13 protein-coding genes and 1 pseudogene are annotated in these 18095 nt (G+C 34.7%); 10 read left to right on the top strand and 4 right to left on the bottom strand.

The features are described 5' to 3' along the window. Positions 1-57 precede the first annotated feature (57 nt). From ahpF to ABN212_RS08620, 3 genes are all read left to right on the top strand, one after another. Entirely contained in the window at positions 58-1623 is a 1566-nt protein-coding gene (gene ahpF / locus ABN212_RS08610; protein ID WP_198619452.1) for an alkyl hydroperoxide reductase subunit F, read from the top strand. A gap of 164 nt (positions 1624-1787) precedes the next feature. Next, positions 1788-2780: an alpha/beta hydrolase family protein gene (locus ABN212_RS08615; protein WP_198619477.1), complete on the top strand. Its 993-nt coding sequence runs from the start codon at positions 1788-1790 to the stop codon at positions 2778-2780. Between the two features lie 155 nt (positions 2781-2935). Further along, positions 2936-3415 (top strand): hypothetical protein, encoded by a 480-nt coding sequence (locus ABN212_RS08620; RefSeq protein ID WP_232797452.1) that lies wholly within the window; start codon positions 2936-2938, stop codon positions 3413-3415. A 95-nt stretch (positions 3416-3510) separates the two neighbouring features. On the opposite strand, the pseudogene ABN212_RS08625 reads toward ABN212_RS08620, so the two are convergent. After that, positions 3511-3735 (bottom strand): annotated as a pseudogene (locus tag ABN212_RS08625) (PEP-utilizing enzyme); the annotation flags it as partial. Positions 3736-3747: 12 nt separating this feature from the next. Continuing rightward, entirely contained in the window at positions 3748-4911 is a 1164-nt protein-coding gene (locus ABN212_RS08630; RefSeq protein ID WP_349443111.1) for a hypothetical protein, read from the bottom strand. Positions 4912-5266: 355 nt separating this feature from the next. Here ABN212_RS08630 and ABN212_RS08635 point away from each other — a divergent pair, with 355 nt between their 5' ends. From ABN212_RS08635 to ABN212_RS08650, 4 genes are all read left to right on the top strand, one after another. Continuing rightward, a complete protein-coding gene (locus ABN212_RS08635) occupies positions 5267-5752 on the top strand; it encodes a GNAT family N-acetyltransferase (protein ID WP_196532740.1) in 486 nt (161 codons plus the stop codon). A 191-nt stretch (positions 5753-5943) separates the two neighbouring features. Beyond that, positions 5944-6852 carry an AEC family transporter gene (locus ABN212_RS08640; RefSeq protein WP_349443112.1) on the top strand — a complete coding sequence of 303 codons (909 nt, stop codon included), beginning with the start codon at positions 5944-5946 and terminating at the stop codon, positions 6850-6852. A gap of 117 nt (positions 6853-6969) precedes the next feature. Continuing rightward, on the top strand, positions 6970-8298 hold the full coding sequence (locus ABN212_RS08645) for a hypothetical protein (RefSeq protein ID WP_349443113.1): 1329 nt from the start codon (positions 6970-6972) through the stop codon (positions 8296-8298). A gap of 66 nt (positions 8299-8364) precedes the next feature. Beyond that, positions 8365-9816, top strand: coding sequence for an AMP nucleosidase (locus tag ABN212_RS08650; RefSeq protein WP_349443114.1), 1452 nt, complete (start codon positions 8365-8367; stop codon positions 9814-9816). Positions 9817-9907: 91 nt separating this feature from the next. On the opposite strand, the gene ABN212_RS08655 is transcribed toward ABN212_RS08650, so the two are convergent. Continuing rightward, positions 9908-10900, bottom strand: coding sequence for a tyrosine-type recombinase/integrase (locus tag ABN212_RS08655; protein ID WP_198619482.1), 993 nt, complete (start codon positions 10898-10900; stop codon positions 9908-9910). A 342-nt stretch (positions 10901-11242) separates the two neighbouring features. Beyond that, positions 11243-12277 (bottom strand): isoaspartyl peptidase/L-asparaginase family protein, encoded by a 1035-nt coding sequence (locus ABN212_RS08660; RefSeq protein ID WP_198632149.1) that lies wholly within the window; start codon positions 12275-12277, stop codon positions 11243-11245. A gap of 850 nt (positions 12278-13127) precedes the next feature. On the opposite strand from ABN212_RS08660, the gene ABN212_RS08665 reads away from it, so the two are divergent. Genes ABN212_RS08665 through ABN212_RS08675 form a run of 3 tightly spaced genes read left to right on the top strand, consistent with a single transcriptional unit; the run spans position 13128 to position 18094 of the window. Beyond that, a complete protein-coding gene (locus ABN212_RS08665) occupies positions 13128-14201 on the top strand; it encodes an HlyD family secretion protein (RefSeq protein WP_102086674.1) in 1074 nt (357 codons plus the stop codon). Between the two features lie 8 nt (positions 14202-14209). Next, the gene (rbbA, locus tag ABN212_RS08670; RefSeq protein ID WP_180949084.1) at positions 14210-16966 is read left to right on the top strand and encodes a ribosome-associated ATPase/putative transporter RbbA; all 2757 of its coding nucleotides are present in this window, start codon (positions 14210-14212) and stop codon (positions 16964-16966) included. Then, positions 16967-18094, top strand: a complete 1128-nt coding sequence (locus tag ABN212_RS08675) for an ABC transporter permease (protein ID WP_102086676.1) — start codon at positions 16967-16969, stop codon at positions 18092-18094. Position 18095: the final 1 nt, after the last annotated feature.

Consider the following 18095-nt stretch of genomic DNA (forward strand, 5'->3'; position numbering starts at 1 on the left):
CCACTAAAAAGTTATTTATCGGGTGTTTCGGCACCCGATTTTATTGAGGGTGCAAAAATGTTAGATAATAATTTAAAAGCTCAATTGAAAGCTTATTTAGAACGATTAACCCAGCCAGTTGAGTTAGTAGCAACATTAGACGACAGTAAACATTCTGCTGATATCCAAGCGCTATTAAAAGAAATCGAACCATTATCCGATAAAGTCACTTATCGTGAAGATAATAACGCAAATGTACGTAAACCATCTTTTCTTATTACCAACCCAGGGAAAGAAACTGGTGTTCGTTTTGCAGGTTCACCATTAGGTCATGAATTTACTTCATTAGTTTTAGCATTACTGCAAACTGGTGGACACCCATCAAAAGAAGCACAAGAATTACTTGAACAAATTCGTCAGTTAGACGGTGAGTTTCATTTCGAAACCTATTATTCGCTCTCTTGTCATAACTGCCCTGATGTTGTTCAGGCATTAAACTTAATGGCGATTTTAAATCCGAAGATCACACATACTGCGATTGACGGAGGCATGTTCCAAAATGAAATTCAGGAACGTAATATCATGGGCGTTCCTGCTGTATTCTTAAATGGTAACGAGTTTGGTCAAGGCCGTATGACCTTAGCTGAAATCGTTAACAAAGTAGATAGCAATGCAGAAAAACGTACTGCAGAATTGTTGAATCAAAAAGCTGCATTTGATGTATTAATTGTGGGTAGTGGTCCTGCGGGTGCATCTGCAGCTGTTTATTCCGCTCGTAAAGGTTTAAATACAGGCCTTATTGGCGAACGTTTTGGTGGTCAAGTTCTTGATACTGTTGATATTGAAAACTACATCTCAGTACCAAAAACTGAAGGTGCAAAACTTGCAGGTGCATTAAAAGCTCACGTTGATGATTACCAAGTGGATGTGATTGATAGCCAAACTGTTAGTCGCTTAATTCCGGGTGCATCAGAAGGGGAATTACATCAAATTGAAACAGCATCAGGTGCAATTTTAAAAACTCGTAGCCTAATTATTGCAACAGGTGCTCGCTGGAGAAATATGAATGTTCCCGGTGAAAATGAATACCGCACTCGTGGTGTAACTTATTGCCCACATTGTGATGGCCCTCTGTTTAAAGGTAAAAGAGTTGCTGTTATTGGTGGTGGTAACTCAGGTGTTGAAGCTGCAATTGACTTAGCTGGCTTAGTTGAACATGTAACAGTATTAGAATTTGCTCCAGAAATGAGAGCAGATGCAGTATTACAGAAAAAATTACGTAGCTTAAGCAATGTAGAAGTTATCTTAAATGCGCAAACTACAGAAGTATATGGCGATGGCACTAAGTTAACAGGTCTAAAATATAAAGATCGTACTAATGATTCTATGCATGATATTGCATTAGCAGGTATTTTCGTTCAAATCGGTTTATTACCTAATACACAGTGGTTAGAAGGTACTGTTGAGCGTAATAAGATGGGCGAAATTATTGTTGATGCTCGTGGCGAAACTAATATCAAAGGTGTGTTTGCAGCAGGTGACTGTACAACCGTACCTTATAAGCAAATCATCATTGCCGCTGGTGAAGGTGCAAAAGCCTCACTTAGCGCCTTTGATTACTTGATTCGCACAAGTGCAAAATAAGCAAATCAACGTTAAAAAATTTAATTATTTTATATCGTTTAAAGCATCTCAATCGAGATGCTTTTTTCTGCATTAATTTCCACTTACCTTAAAAATCCTATTCATAAACCCCAAATAACCTATGCTATTATCACGCAAAATTAATAATTTATAGGGAAGTTGATATGAATATAAATAAAATGTGTTTTAGACAAGTTGTACCTGCGCTATTTTTTTCCCTGCTATGTGCTAGTTCTTTTTCTGTCAACGCAGATATTGAAGTGCGTGATGAAACTTTATATGAAGCGCATCAACGCTTTAAAACAGAAATTATAAACGACAGTTTTGATAATATTGATCCGCCTTGGGAAGCGCCGCCTGAAATATTTAATGTTATTAAATATCCGGCAAAACCAGGAGATATGTATGCCTATTTAACACCACCTCCAGCAAATAAAAAAATGAAATTACCTGCTGTAATTTGGTTAAATGGAGGCTACGGCGGAATTGGTGGTGATGATTATTTTTGGCAACCTAAACCAGTTGATAATGACCAAACAGGTGCAACTTTCCGTGATCCCAATATGGTGTTGATGATCCCGTCTTTCCGAGGTGAAAATACTAACCCAGGTCGTTATGAAATGTTTTATGGCGAATTAGAAGATTTAGAATCAGCGAGAGAATATTTAGCATCACTGCCTTATATTGACTCTAAGCGTATCTATGTCGTTGGACATAGTACGGGGGGAACTAGAGCATTATTAGCGAGTGAATATAGTGACAAATTTAGAGCTATTTTCTCTTTGGGTGGAATACCTGATCTTAAATTAAGAGCTGAAGGAGATATGATAGTTGAATTGCCTTTTGATAGAAATAACGAAGAAGAGTTTAATGTTCGCTCTGTATATCGCTATATTAAATCAATAAAAACACCAACTTTCTATTTTGAAGGGCGTGACTATTTTTGGAATGAGTTTAATGAGCTACGAGCGGTTGCAATGGTGCATGATATTCCATTAAAAATATATAACATTAAAAATGGTGACCATTTCAATATCATTGTACCTGTCAGTAAATTAATTAAAGATAAAATCTTGTTAGATACTGATACAACTAAAGAAAGCAATATTCGATTCACTAATGAAGAGATTAAGTGGATCAATAAGCAGGTTAGATGATTATTAATAATTTAATTTTTAATAATGATATCCGCTCTTTTATTTAATCGATAAAAGAGCAGTATTTTTTAAACTAATACATTATTTTGATAAAGATATTAAGTGTATTATGATTAAAAGGATTAAATTATCATTTAAAAATGAAGGAATTTGTTATGCAAGCTAAACTTGCTTATCAATGGAAACAACAAAGACGTGGGAGACTCTCTTTTTTAGGTCTAGAAATTGCTTGGACAATTTTCTTTTCTATTGCAGAAAACTTAGCTGATCGATGGTATATAGAACTTTACCCCGAAAAAATGGAGTCAATTACTGAAAGTTATTTTTACTATCACTTTTCTTTTACACCATATGGCCTAATAGAAATGGTGTTTTTAATAGTACAAGTCTACATATTTACACTTATTTTATCTCAACGAATAAGAGATATAGGTATAGGCTATCCTATTATTATTTCAATTATTTTAACGGCTAGTCCTATTTTATTAACACCATACTTATTATTTAATGCACCATCTATGTTAATGGTATTGCTTTCTATATTATTAATCGCTGGGTTGGTTGCTTTATTTGCACCATCAGCTTATAAAGTCGATATTGATACTAATAAAGACGCCAAAGAGAGTAAAAAATAAAATAATCAGTTAAAAGACAGATTGATAGTATGAAAAATAGAAAAAGCATCTGAAAAGATGCTTTTTCTGCTTAATAGGCATTATTGATCTAATAATTAAGATAAGATTTCTATAATACCTTTTTGTCCATCAACCCTTACTTTTTGCCCATTTTTTAAAATATTTAAGATATTGCGAACACCCATTACTGCGGGTAATCCCAATTCTCTAGCAGTAACCGCACCATGAGATAATGGCCCACCACTTTCTGTAATAATGCCAGATGCACGGTAAAAAAGTGCTGTCCAAGCAGGGTTAGTTGTTCTTGCAACTAAAATGGCATTCTGCGGAAATTAGGCAAAATTCTCTGAACCATAAACAAGATAAACTTCACCTTCAACAATACCTGCACTACCAGCTAGTCCCTTTAATTGATGCTCATTTGTATTTAGTGCATTACAACTATCCTCACCATAGATCCATTGTGGTGTGACTGATTTTGCTTTTAGATATCCCGCCTTATTTTGGTATATATGATGACGTAACTGATTCCACTCAGTAGGGTTATCTGCAAGAATTGCATCAGCTAAAGGTTTTTCATTAGCAAAATAAATATCCATTGGGCAATCTAAGACGCTACGAATAACCAATCGCTCTCCTAATGCTTTTAATCCGCGACGCATAGGTAAAGCTAATCGAGTTGTTTGATAATGCTCTAAGTCATCAAGTGCAGTATAAACACGAGCTAATCGAATAATCTCTTGTAAGAAAAAGCGCAACTCTTCTGGTGCATCAGAGAGAATTGAAAATTCAGTTTCTGACTGAAGAATTTTTTTACCTAATGGATCATCGGTTTGTTTATCATCTGCTAAGTCTGCCATTGCTTTAATTTGAGTTAATACAATATGTGGGGCATCTAACCAAGTAGGATGATATGCATCAAAATCTAATTCTCTATGGCCATGATTAGCTAAGAATAAGGTAAATTGCTGGTAGAAATGAGGATCACATACCTCAATTTCTTGCATAATGCTTTCAGGAACAATGGATGTTATAAGTTTGAGAAGTTGAGGGTGCTGACGCACATAGCGAGAAAGAGTCCAAAGTTCCGCATTCACTTGTCCAGTTTTAGTTTCAGACATAGCAATTAAATTATCGAATGCTGTATGTGCATATTTTTCTTCTTTAAAGAAGAGTTTTAGCAATGCCATTAATGCGGAATAGAGTGAGCGCTGAGTTAAGGATATGGCAATATTAGGTAAAAAGTAATCAGCACCTAACTTATTAATTCTTTGGACATAATCCCATACAGGAAATAAAAGTAAATCTCCACCTGCTTTTATATGTGCAATCGCGGCCTCTGAAGGACTTGAAAAAGTATTTGTATTTATACCCAAACGCTGCCTATCTTTTTTTCTAACTACCGGAATACCCGTAAAAAAGAGTCTTATTAACCGACTATTTAATAATTGTATTGATGCTAAAGCTTGAGCTTCGGGAAATGCTTTTAATGCCACATAACCATCAAATGCACTGTTCCGATGACTACATAGAATTAACTTTGGATGTGTATTTTCAGCTTGAGATCTACTAGGGTAAATAAGTGAAATTTTGGAAAAGTAGATTTCTCTAATTGCACTCGAGATGAATCGATAATAAAAAGGAAGTGGAGAACCAGCAACAAAAGAGGAGGTTTTTTTATTGATGAAGGCAATGTTGAATTAGGCATAAGATTTCCTTACATTATTCCTTCTTCAAAAACATATCACGCTCTTAAAAAAAGTAACACTAAAAAATTAAAATTTAAAAAGCATTATTAGAATAAATTGTTTCACTAATTTGAGGCTGTTAATTCTAATGAATAAGATGGAAATAAGTATGATTCAACTTAGACTCGCTGAACCACAAGAAGCCAGAAGGTTATGGTATTTACGAAATCAAGCATTGCGATTTGGTTGTGAGAATGTTTATCCATCAGAGATTTTAGCCGCTTGGACTCCTGATAAAATGCCTGAAGGATATCGGCAGGCTATTATTGATAATCCATTTTATGTGATTGATTATCAAGAATACAATATTCCTGTTGCTTCAGGTTTTTTAGATGTTAAAACTGGTTTTGCTGAGGCCATTTTTACATTACCTGAATACATGGGGAAAGGATTCGCTGGACTAATTTTAAAACAACTTAAACATGAAGCAATTAAGAGAGGTCAATCCAAGTTGTTTTTAGATGCAACACCTAATGCAGTATTATTTTATTTAAAGCAGGGTTTTAAAGTATTAGAAGAACGTGATTATTATTCTGATTTAGCAAAAGCAAATTTACCTTGTTACCGCATGTGCATTGATTTAGATTAGTTGTTTGTATTTTAACCATTTTTAAGGATGGTTTTTATAATAGACTAATAATAAAAAAGCTATTCTTAAAATGCGGTATAAATTTATTTTTATCATTTTTTGAATTAGCTTTTATATTAAATAACATGAAATAGCAATTTGCATAATGTTGCGATATTGTAAAGTATCACAATATCTCTAGGATAAATATTATGCAAAATGTGTTATTAACGTTATGGCCGTTATTTGCGTTAATTGCGCTAGGTGCAATTTTAAGAAGAAATAAAACGTTTGAGCCTGCGTTTTGGGTGGGGGCTGAAAAATTAAATTATTTTTTACTTTTTCCTGCTTTACTAATTAATAGTTTGGCAAATGCACCTTTATCTGATCCTCAATTACCTCACCTTGCTGTAGCTATTTTTTCTGTAGTCATTACTGTCACTATTTTGTGTGTTATTTTGAAAAAAATCACAGGTTGGCCAGCTGGACGTTTTGGAGCAATCGTTCAAGGCAATATTCGATTTAACACCTATTTAGGTTTAGCTATTGTCGCTGATTTATTTGGTGTTGAAGGATTAGGAATAGCCGCCTTGATATTAGCAACACTGGTTCCTTTATCAAATGTCACTTCAGTACTTTGTTTAACCGCAGGGCAAAATGTGACATTGCGTCAACTAATATTACCTATCATAAAAAACCCTTTAATTATCTCTTGTGTTATTGGGATCATAATAAATCTGTCAGGAGTGGGGCTTCCTTTTGGTAGCGATCAATTTCTCAAATTGCTAGCAGCAACCAGCTTACCCTTGGGGCTTATTTGTATTGGTGCAGCATTACATTTATCAACACTAAAAGCAGAAAGTAAAATGATTAGTATTAATACGGTTACTCGTTTACTTATTGTGCCAATAATCGCCTATAGTGTTGCCTACTTTTTAGGTTTATCACCACTTGTGACAATACTTCTCGTTATTTTCTTTTCTATTCCAACTGCTCCTACTTCTTATATTTTAACTCGACAATTAGGGGGAGATTCTGAACTTATGGCAGGGATAATTACTTCTCAAACGATATTTGCTACGATTACATTACCTATTATTTTAAATCTTTTAGTACCATAGAAAAATTGGCGTTATTAAAAAAATACTATTTCAAAATTAAATGGTGTTTTTTTATATCATAAATTCTACTTCGTGATATTTTGAATTTCATAAACTCTAGACTTAGGTATAAAAACTATGAAAATCAACGGTGTTTCAATTCATCATGATAGAATGGAACAGATAAAAAATACAGAAGAACCATTAAATGTAAGGACCTTATGGGAGAAAATAAAAAATTGGTTTGGTTTTGGGAAAGAAGAAATCGTTATCCCATTAATTAAAGAGACTTTTTTTGATCATAGAATAAATGACTTTGAGAAAATAAAAGGATTTTGCAAATTAAGGGATCTTACTGGTGATGCATATAAAGAGAATTTTTTTATTGAAAAGAAACATAATGAAATAATTTTCTCCATTCTTTTGGATGGTAACTTTAATGATGAAAAAATAAGCTTTATATGTAATATAAATGAAGATGGATCTGATGAAATAAAAATCATAAAAGATATAATTCTATCGTTAGAAAAAATTGGATTTGATGATTTATTATTCTATGCTATAGATAAGGCTATCGAAATAAAGAAGAAAAAAATTGAAAGTGATGATATTAAAAAAGATATTATTAGCGAAATGATCATCAATAATATAAGTAGATTCAGAAGTGAGGAAAAATTCAATAGAGATTATATATTAAAACATAAATTGTATAAAAATGCTAAATTTGATTGTGAGCTATTCCCAGATAAATTAAAAGAGCTTATTGAAATTGAAAAAGAGAGTATAAAAGGAGCATCAAAATATAAGACTCTGTTAGAGAAAATTGAAACTGAACTATTTAAAGATCTATCAAGAATGACGCTGAGTATTGATTCTATTCCAATCGGTGATCTAAAAAATAAACCACAAGGTTTAGATGAGATAGAATTCAAAGAGTTAGAATTCAAAAAATTAAAAAATAAATTTACAAATTTGAATGAAAATGATAAAGAAATAATTTACTCCTTATTGTATCAAAAAGGAATTCTTGAATTTAAATCATTTTTGATGGAACAAGATCCATTTGCAGGATTAATTAATGTTCCTTATTCAGGAAAAACAACAATAAATGTTATAAAAGATGATAGTAAAAATAAAATAAGAATTGAAGTAGAAAATAAAAAATCATTACAAGATAAAAATACTAATGATATAGACAATTTAGTAAATACAGAGTTAGCGTACGTTAATGAAAAACACTATAATTTAGTCAACCTCGTTAGTGAGGAGCTTGTAGGAAAGCCTTTTTCATTGGATAAATATTTTAATGTAACTGCACTTGATTCTAATCTTTCAGAGTTATTATTAGTCGGAAATAAAATTACGTTAGAAGATCATACAAAATTAATTTTCGAATATGATTTTAAAAATAAAACACTTATTCTAGATAGTAAAAGTGAATATAAATACGCGATCTTAGAATGTTGACTATTGGGCTAAACAGAGCTTCTTGCTATTATGGTTATAAACCAATAATAAATAAGAGGCTCTTTTATGTCACAACCTCATAATCCAGAAATTCAAAAAATTATTAATGAATTAAAACAACAATATCAAAATGCTGTTGATGCATTACGCAATGCCATTATTGATTATGTTCAAGATGGAAAATTACCAGATATAAAACAAAGAGCTGAAGGAATATTTGCTTACCCTCAATTAACTGTACATTGGTATGGTGAAGTTAAAACAGAAGATAAAACGCGTGCTTATGGTAGATTATCAAAATCAGGTAATTATTCTACCACGATTACTAATCCGGCTTTATTTGAAAATTATCTGTCAGAACAACTGCAACTTATTGCTGATGCTTACCATGCTACTTTTGAAGTAACTGCTTCAAAACAAGAAATTCCTTATCCTTTTGTCATTGATGGTACAGGCATTGGTTTTGATAGAAAGATGAGTGCCTCTTTAGCAAAATACTTTCCTACTACTGATTTGTCTAAAATTGGTGATGAAATTACCGATGGTTTAATCAGTGATAGGGATATTTTACCTCTTTCTCATTTTGATGCATTGCGTACTGATTTTTCATTAGCACGTTTAAAACATTATACGGGAACATTACCTGAAGATGTTCAACCTTATATTTTATATACAAACTATAATCGTTATGTTGATGAGTTTGTTCGTTGGGCTTGTGAACAAGTTGCAGATAAGAATAGCGCATATTGCGCACTCTCTTGTGCGGGATTTCAGCAAATTACGGCGGAAACCGTTGATCCTGAAAAGTTAATTTCTGATTTAACTTGGAAGAAATATCAAATGCCTGCCTATCATTTAATTGCTAAAGAAGGTCCCGGAATAACATTAGTGAATATTGGTGTTGGCCCTTCAAATGCGAAAACAATTTGCGATCACTTAGCGGTTTTACGCCCTCATGTTTGGTTAATGATTGGTCATTGTGGCGGGCTACGTGAAAGCCAGCAACTTGGTGATTATGTTTTGGCTCATGCTTATTTACGTGATGATCATATTTTAGATGACGTTTTACCTCCTGATATTCCTATCCCAAATATTGCTGAAGTACAACGTGCACTTTATGATGCGACGAAAATGATTAGTGGTAAACCAGGACATGAAATAAAACAGAGATTAAGAACGGGAACTGTTGTTACAACGGATGATCGCAACTGGGAATTACGTTTTTCCGTTTCAGCGAGAAGATTTAACTTAAGTCGCGCCGTCGCTGTTGATATGGAAAGTGCCACAATTGCTGCACAAGGTTATCGTTTTCGCGTTCCTTATGGCACCTTATTGTGTGTATCAGATAAACCGTTACATGGTGAAATTAAATTGCCTGGTCAGGCTAATCATTTTTATGAAGGTGCGGTATCAGAACATCTGCAAATTGGTATTCAAGCGATTGAGCTATTAAAAGAAGAAGAAGATAAATTACATTCTCGTAAGTTAAGAACGTTTAACGAACCACCTTTCAGATAAAATACAATAAAATAACAGCAAAATAGCATGTTATAAAAATAAGCTTAATTTAAATACCCAATTTAATTTATTAAATTGGGTATTTTTCAGACTAAAAACGTAAATGTCGAGCCGCTTTTCTTAGTCGATCATCTCCACGTCTATCATAACGCTGAGTTGTCATAATACTGGCATGTCCCATAGCATCTTTTACCGTGACAATATCTTCACCGTTATCAAGCATTGCTGAAGCAAAGGTTCTTCTCAAATCATGGGGAGCAAATTTATCAATACCACTTTCTTGTTGGCGTATTTCTAAAATATAGTAAATGGCTTGGTCTGTTATTCGCTCATCAGTAACATCATCGAACCGACGAATTCGAGTAAAAAGGGCGCCATCTTGAGTACCTCTTATTTCATCGATCCATAATTGAACACGATCCCAAGTATCATCAGGCATATAAGACATGCGTTCTTTATTACCTTTACCCCTGACAATAAAGGCTTGATCACGAAACTGAATATGTTCGTAATTTAGAGCCACAATTTCTGAGCGACGTAATCCACAACCTAATAGCACGCTTAATATTGCGGCATCTCTTAAACCTTTCGATGAATTGTCTTTTTCACAACTTCTAAATAAAGCACGGATTTCACTGCTAGTTAGTGCACGCCCTTTGGGTAACCGACTTCCTCTTACCGATTTAACTTGGCGGATATGCTGATAACTTTCAGTATCCATTTGTTTCATTGCCCAAGCTTCTAAAGCAACACCTTTTAAGGCAGCAAGATAAGTATTGATAGTGGCGGGGGCTTTATTGGCATCAGACAACATATCAATAATTGCTTGAATATGATGACGACGAAGTGCTCCCCATTGGCAATTTTTAAGAGAAGAGAAACCGATCATTTTGGCAACAATAGTTAGAAACGATCCCATTGTTTGACGACTACGTTTTGAACCTAAACTCATTAAATATGCCATTGCAGGGTTAGTATGAGCAGGCGAGGTGAATGTTGCATTCAGATCCAATATTGCTTGTTTTTCAGACAACACTAGCGATGTTTCGGGTGTTAAATCCTGATCGTCGTGGTGAAATTCCACTGTGATTTCCTTATTAAATCAACATAACCATGATGAATATTCTAACAGATCCAAAAAAGAAAAAAGCTACTTTTTCAAAGGATCATTTTAATAAGTAGAATCGATCTTGTATGCTTTACCATCATATCGTTTATTAAATGAGCTTTTTGGGGGGGGATAATAATCGGAGCGCGTTAATGATAAAAATAACGTTAAATAGATTTAAGATAGAATGCAGGAAATAAGGGGGGAATAGGCTTATATTATGAGTTTCGTACCCAATGTTTTATCTTTTTTCTTTTTAGAAAAGGAGAAGATCAAACATAAATATTGGGTACGAAATAGAAAAATAACCGTTTAAATTTACTCTTTATAAATGGCGACAACTGGCTTTCCATCATTACCAATCGTGCCACGATACATACCTTCAGAATTAAAACTCATTGTGTAGTTACCTGTTTTATCTAATACGATAACACCGCCACTACCATCAATCGCTTTAACTTCATCAAGTGCATTTTGAGCAGCTTCTTCTAAAGGTAAATTTTTATATTTAACTTGGGTTGCGATATTAAATGCCGTTAATGTTCTGATAAACATTTCACCAGATCCTGTTGCAGATACAGCAACGGTTTCATTATCAGCATAATTACCCGCACCAATAATTGGGGAATCACCAACTCGGCCATAACGCTTGTTTGTCATGCCTCCCGTCGAAGTTCCCGCTGCCAAGTTGCCATGTTGGTCAAGAGCAACTGCACCAACAGTGCCATATTTATAATCGTACATCATAGGATCAACAAAAAGAGCAGCTGTTTTACCATCATGGTCTAAAACGACTTGTTCTTTCTCTATTGCTTTTTGAAGTTGTTGCCAACGATGTTCAGTCCTAAAATAGGAAGGATCAACAATTGTAAGCCCTTGTTCTTTAGCAAAAAGATCAGCACCATTAGAAACCATCATAACATGTGGACTTTTTTCCATCACTGCAATGGCTGCGTTAATTGGATTTTTAACCGTAGTTACACCCGCAACAGCGCCAGCTTTACGGGTTTTACCATCCATAATAGAAGCATCAAGTTCATTACGACCATCATGGGTAAAAACGGCACCTTTCCCTGCATTAAATAAGGGGGAATCTTCCATCACATTAATGGATTTTTGAACAGCTTCTATGCTGGTACCTCCACTATTTAAAACAGCATATCCAGCATTTAATGCCTCAGTTAGTTTTTCTTTATATTCTTTTTCTTGTTCTGGTGTGATGGTGTCTTTAGTAATTGTTCCTGCACCACCATGAATTACAAGGCGAATAGGGGTATCAGTATTTGCGAAAACAGAGGTAGCAAACAGTGTGCAAAGTGTTATTGTAGCGAGTTTATACTTAATATTATTCATATAACCCTTCTTGTTTTTAATTAAAATTGACGTGGTATCATCATATGGATTTTACGATCTTGATCTTAAATTCTAATTAACTACATCAAAGTACTTTGATTACTAACTGCAATAATCACTATATAAAAAGTTTAAAGTGTAAGTGGTCTGAACACTCAACTTTCTTTTTAAATTATCGATCTTCATCATGTAATAGACTGATTTCGTTATTTTTTAAATGGAAAAGTTAATGCGGTGTATATTTTTAATGTTTCTTTGTTTAATGAAGATAATAAATATAAGACGTAGCTAATAGTATTTTTTTAAGAATAAAAATAATAATGTTATTTTTACTTTTTGTTTTTATTTTATATTATGAAATTTAAAATATAAAATTTATTAAATAATATAATAAATACAATTTTTGATAATTTTAAATTAGGGATAATTCGGTTATTAATTGGGTTTTATCAAAAAATTAAGTTTTATTTTAATATTGATTAATATTTGATAACGTTTTGTTATTATTTCATTTGTATTTTAATGTAACGAAAACTAACTTTCTATATACAATTTGTGTGTTTCCTCGAATAATCAAAAATAGATGGTAGATTATGTGATAAAAGTACTACATTAATTTGGGTTAAGGCTCTATTATAATAACATAACATTTATAATTCATAAGGTTAGCTTTTAATATTTTATTTTTTTATAGTGAGTGCGTTAGCTTTATCAATACAAATGAACTATTTTTAAATATAAATAAAAAATAAAAATTAATACGTCTCATTATTTAACTATTTTCTTACATACAGCGGATAAACATATTTTTGGTATTCTTTTATGGCTAAAGGAAGGTTAAATAATTTATATGAAAAATCAAAAAAAGAGTCGTTTTTTTATTTATAGCATCATTCTTGTCGCGGTTGTTGCTGCGGGAATTTTTTGGTGGAAATCTCAAGCACCAACACTTCCTTCAGGATTTGCTCAAAGTAATGGGAGAATAGAAGCAACAGAAATCGATATTTCAACAAAGAGTCCGGGAAGAATAGACTCTATTTTAGTTCAAGAAGGTGATTTTGTTAAAGCGGGTGAAGTGTTAGCAAACATGGACACTCGAACACTTAAAGAACAACTTCATGAAGTTCAAGCTCAATTAAACCAAGCAAAAAGCAGTGTGGTCACTGCACAATCTGCATTATCACAACGTAAAAGTGAACAACTTGCAGCTCAGGCAGTTGTTCGTCAACGTATTGCGGAGCTTGATGCTGCACAAAAAAGACTTAATCGTTCTCGTGCATTAGTAAAAACTAATGCTATTTCTATTCAACAATTAGATGATGATATTGCAAGAACAGAAGGAGCAAGAGCGGCGGTTGAAGCAGCTAAAGCTCAAGAAACCGCAACCATTGCTGCAATAGAATCGGCAAAAGCGGGGATCATTCAAGCTAATACAAAAGTGGATGCTGCAACGGCAACCGAAAGACGCATCTTAGCAGAATTGGATGACAGTATTTTAAAAGCACCGCGTAATGGTCGTGTTCAGTATCGTGTCGCAGAGCCTGGTGAAGTTTTAGGCGCTGGCGGCCGTGTATTAAATATGGTCGATTTAAGTGATGTTTATATGACGTTCTTTTTACCAACAGAAGCTGCTGGTAAAGCTGCATTAGGAAGTGAAGTTCACATTATTTTAGATGCGGCACCTCATATCGTTATTCCTGCAAAAACAACCTACGTTGCTAGTGTCGCTCAATTTACACCAAAAACTGTTGAAACTGATAATGAACGATTAAAACTCATGTTTCGTGTAAGAGCGCGTATTGCACCTGAATTACTTGAAAAACACCTTGAATATGTCAAAACAGGATTACCGGGTCGTGCTTATATTAGATTAGATAATAACCAATCTTGGCCAACTGATTTAGAGGTGAAATTACCGCAATGAGTCAAACAATGAGAACGCAAAGTCATTCTCATATCATTGAATTGACTCATGTATCCCAACATTATGGCGATACCAAAGCGCTTGATGATGTGACATTGGCTATTCCTGCTGGAAAAATGGTCGGGCTAATTGGCCCTGATGGTGTAGGGAAATCGAGCTTGATCTCTCTTATTGCTGGTGCGAGAGAAATCCAAACTGGGCAAATAATTGTTTTAAACGGTGATATGAATGATGTTGAACACCGAAGAGCTGTTTGTCCTCGTATTGCTTATATGCCTCAAGGATTAGGTAAAAATCTTTATCACACACTTTCTGTTTTTGAAAATGTGGATTTTTTTGGTCGTTTATTTGGTCAATCAAAACAAGAGCGGGCAGAACGCATAAATGATTTACTTGAAAGTACGGGTTTAGCCCCATTCCGTGATAGGCCTGCGGGTAAACTTTCTGGAGGAATGAAACAAAAACTGGGTTTATGTTGTGCGCTTATTCACGATCCAGAGTTACTTATTCTCGATGAACCCACTACTGGGGTTGACCCGTTATCCCGCGCGCAATTTTGGGAATTAATTAATCGTATACGTAAGCGTCAAAAAAATATGAGCGTATTAGTAGCGACCGCTTATATGGAAGAAGCTGAACGTTTTGATTGGTTGGTTGCTATGGATGCCGGAAAAATATTAGCAACAGGCCATGCCGATGAATTAAAAGCCCAAACTCATACTGATGAACTAGAAGCTGCTTTTATCGAGTTATTGCCAGAAGAGAAAAAGAAAGATCATCAAAAAGTGATTATCCCTCCAAGAGATAAAAGTGACGATGATACTATCGCCATTGAAGCACAAGATTTAACCATGCGTTTTGGGCAATTTGTTGCAGTAGACCATGTAAGCTTTCGTATTCCTAAAGGAGAAATTTTTGGATTCTTAGGATCGAATGGTTGTGGTAAATCAACTACTATGAAAATGCTGACAGGTTTACTCGAAGCGAGTGAAGGGCGAGCTTGGTTATTTGGTCAAGAAGTTGATCCTAAAGATATTGAAACACGTCGTCGTGTTGGTTATATGTCTCAAGCATTTTCACTTTACAGTGAATTGACTGTACGACAAAACCTTGAATTACACGCCAAGCTTTTTCATATTCCAGAAGAGGAAATTCCTCAACGTGTTAGGGAAATGAGTGAGCGTTTTAATTTAACGGATGTTGAAGAAATAATGCCTGATGGTTTGCCATTAGGAATTCGTCAGCGTTTGTCGCTCGCCGTTGCTGTTATCCATAAACCTGAAATGTTGATATTGGATGAACCAACTTCAGGGGTTGATCCCATTGCGCGAGATATGTTCTGGAATTTGATGGTTGACCTATCAAGACGTGACGGTGTCACTATTTTTATCTCAACTCACTTTATGAATGAAGCGGCACGTTGTGACCGAATGTCGCTGATGCATGCTGGTAAAGTATTAGTCACAGATACACCTGAAAATTTAGTTAAAAATAGCCAATTTGATACGCTTGAAGAAGTCTTTATTGATTACCTTAAAAAGGCATCAGGTGAACAAGAGGCACCTGAACTTGATGAAAAAAGCCTACAACTTCCAGCATCTAGTCATGAAAGTGCAGAAAAAGCGTTAAAGCAACGATTTAGTTTACGGCGTTTATTTAGCTATAGTATTCGTGAAGGTATGGAATTACGCCGAGATCCGGTACGCCTTACTTTAGCGCTATTAGGTACGGTGATCTTGATGTTTATTATGGGTTACGGTATTAGTCTAGATGTAGAAAATCTACGCTTCGGTATTATGGATAGAGATAAAACAGGGTTAAGTCAGGCATATAGCCAAAACCTTTCAGGCTCTCGTTATTTTATTGAAAAGGCACCTATCACCGATTATGACCAACTGGAAAAGCGGTTGCGTAGTGGTGATATTACGGTTGCGATTGAAATTCCTCCTAACTTTGCGCGAGATGTTGCCAAAGGCCATACTGTAAAAATAGGTGTCTGGATTGATGGCGCAATGCCTAATCGGGCTGAAACTGTTCGCGGTTATATTCAGGCAATGCATACAACATGGATGCTTGATATGGCTATGCGTCAACCAACTAATGTGGTTGATAAATTATCACCTATTAATATAGAAACCCGTTATCGCTATAATCCTGATGTAAAAAGTTTACCCGCCATTGTACCAGCAGTTATTCCACTGTTATTGATGATGATCCCTGCAATGTTAAGTGCATTGAGTGTCGTTCGTGAAAAAGAGCTGGGTTCTATTATTAATCTTTATGTTACACCTATCACCAAAGCAGAATTTTTGCTAGGCAAGCAATTTCCTTACATCTTGTTGGGTATGTTTAACTTTTTTATGCTCTGTGCGCTTTCTGTCTTTGTGTTTGGGGTAAGTTTTAAAGGGAGTATGTTAACGCTTTCTTTAGGTGCATTACTCTATATCACCATTGCTACTGGAATGGGATTACTCATTTCTTGCTTTATGAAAAGTCAGATTGCAGCCATTTTTGGTACTTCAATTATTACCTTAATTCCAGCAACACAATTTTCAGGAATGATTGATCCTGTTTCGTCACTGGAAGGTATAGGTAAATGGATAGGGCATATTTATCCTACATCTCACTTTTTAACTATCTCAAGAGGAACATTCTCTAAGGGATTAAACCTTTTTGATTTACCTTGGTCTTTTATTCCTTTGCTTATCACTATCCCAATTGTTATTGGGTTGAGTATCTTTTTCTTGAAAAAGCAGGAGGCTTAAATGTGGCGCACAATTCAAAATGTGTTTAATTTAGGCGTAAAAGAGCTACGTAGTCTCTCTCGTGATAAAGCGATGTTGGCGTTAATTGTGTTTGCTTTTACTGTGTCTATTTATTCATCAGCAACTGTTACACCCGGTTCGTTGCATCACGCGCCGATTGCTGTTGCTGATCAAGATAAATCTCAGCTATCTGCACGTATTGTAAATAGTTTTTATATGCCTTATTTCTTACCTCCAGCTGAGATTACTCCTGAGCAAATTGATGGTTTATTAGATAGAGGAGCTTATACCTTTGCACTCGATATTCCGCCTAATTTTCAGCGTGATCTCTTAGCAGGTCGAAAACCTGAAATACAAGTTAATATTGATGCAACGAGAATGAGCCAAGCTTTTTTAGGTAATAGCTATATTCAAAATATTGTAATGGGTGAAGCAAAAACCTTTTTAGCGAAAAATAGAACCAACGATCCACTGCCTGTTGATTTGGAAGTTAGAATGAGTTTCAACCCGAATCTGACACAATCTTGGTTTGGTTCTGTTATGGCAATTATCAATAATATCACTATGTTATCGATAGTATTAACAGGAGCAGCATTAATAAGAGAGCGAGAGCATGGCACCATTGAGCACTTACTGGTTATGCCTGTAACTCCCTTTGAAATCATGCTTTCTAAGATATGGTCAATGGGATTGGTTGTATTATTGGCATCAGCTATGTCGCTGGTCTTAGTCGTGAAATCTTTACTTCATGTTCCTATCGAAGGTTCTGTTCTACTGTTTATGTGTGGTGTTGCTTTAAGCTTATTTGCGACAACCTCAATAGGCATTTTTTTAGGAACAATGGCTCGCTCAATGCCTCAATTTGGTTTATTGATGATTATGGTATTGTTGCCATTAAATATGCTATCAGGAGGGATGACATCACGAGAAAGTATGCCCCAGTTTGTACAGGATGTAATGCAAACAATGCCAACTACACACTTTGTTAGCTTAGCTCAGGCTATTTTATATCGTGGTGCTGACTTCTCGATTGTGTGGCCACAATTCATTATCTTAATTGTTATTGGCTCTGTGTTTTTTTCATTAGCATTATTACGTTTTAGAAAAACCATTTCGGCAATGGCTTAAT

Source organism: Proteus genomosp. 6 (genome assembly GCF_040139785.1).
GTDB lineage: Bacteria > Pseudomonadota > Gammaproteobacteria > Enterobacterales > Enterobacteriaceae > Proteus.

Excerpts from the sequence above, each read along its gene's own strand:
- ahpF (WP_198619452.1), top strand. The coding sequence starts at position 58 with ATGTTAGATAATAATTTAAAAGCTCAATTGAAAGCTTATTTAGAACGA.
- ABN212_RS08615 (WP_198619477.1), top strand. The coding sequence starts at position 1,788 with ATGAATATAAATAAAATGTGTTTTAGACAAGTTGTACCTGCGCTATTT.
- ABN212_RS08620 (WP_232797452.1), top strand. The coding sequence starts at position 2,936 with ATGCAAGCTAAACTTGCTTATCAATGGAAACAACAAAGACGTGGGAGA.
- ABN212_RS08640 (WP_349443112.1), top strand. The coding sequence starts at position 5,944 with ATGCAAAATGTGTTATTAACGTTATGGCCGTTATTTGCGTTAATTGCG.
- ABN212_RS08645 (WP_349443113.1), top strand. The coding sequence starts at position 6,970 with ATGAAAATCAACGGTGTTTCAATTCATCATGATAGAATGGAACAGATA.
- ABN212_RS08650 (WP_349443114.1), top strand. The coding sequence starts at position 8,365 with ATGTCACAACCTCATAATCCAGAAATTCAAAAAATTATTAATGAATTA.
- ABN212_RS08660 (WP_198632149.1), bottom strand. The coding sequence starts at position 12,277 with ATGAATAATATTAAGTATAAACTCGCTACAATAACACTTTGCACACTG.
- ABN212_RS08665 (WP_102086674.1), top strand. The coding sequence starts at position 13,128 with ATGAAAAATCAAAAAAAGAGTCGTTTTTTTATTTATAGCATCATTCTT.
- rbbA (WP_180949084.1), top strand. The coding sequence starts at position 14,210 with ATGAGAACGCAAAGTCATTCTCATATCATTGAATTGACTCATGTATCC.
- ABN212_RS08675 (WP_102086676.1), top strand. The coding sequence starts at position 16,967 with ATGTGGCGCACAATTCAAAATGTGTTTAATTTAGGCGTAAAAGAGCTA.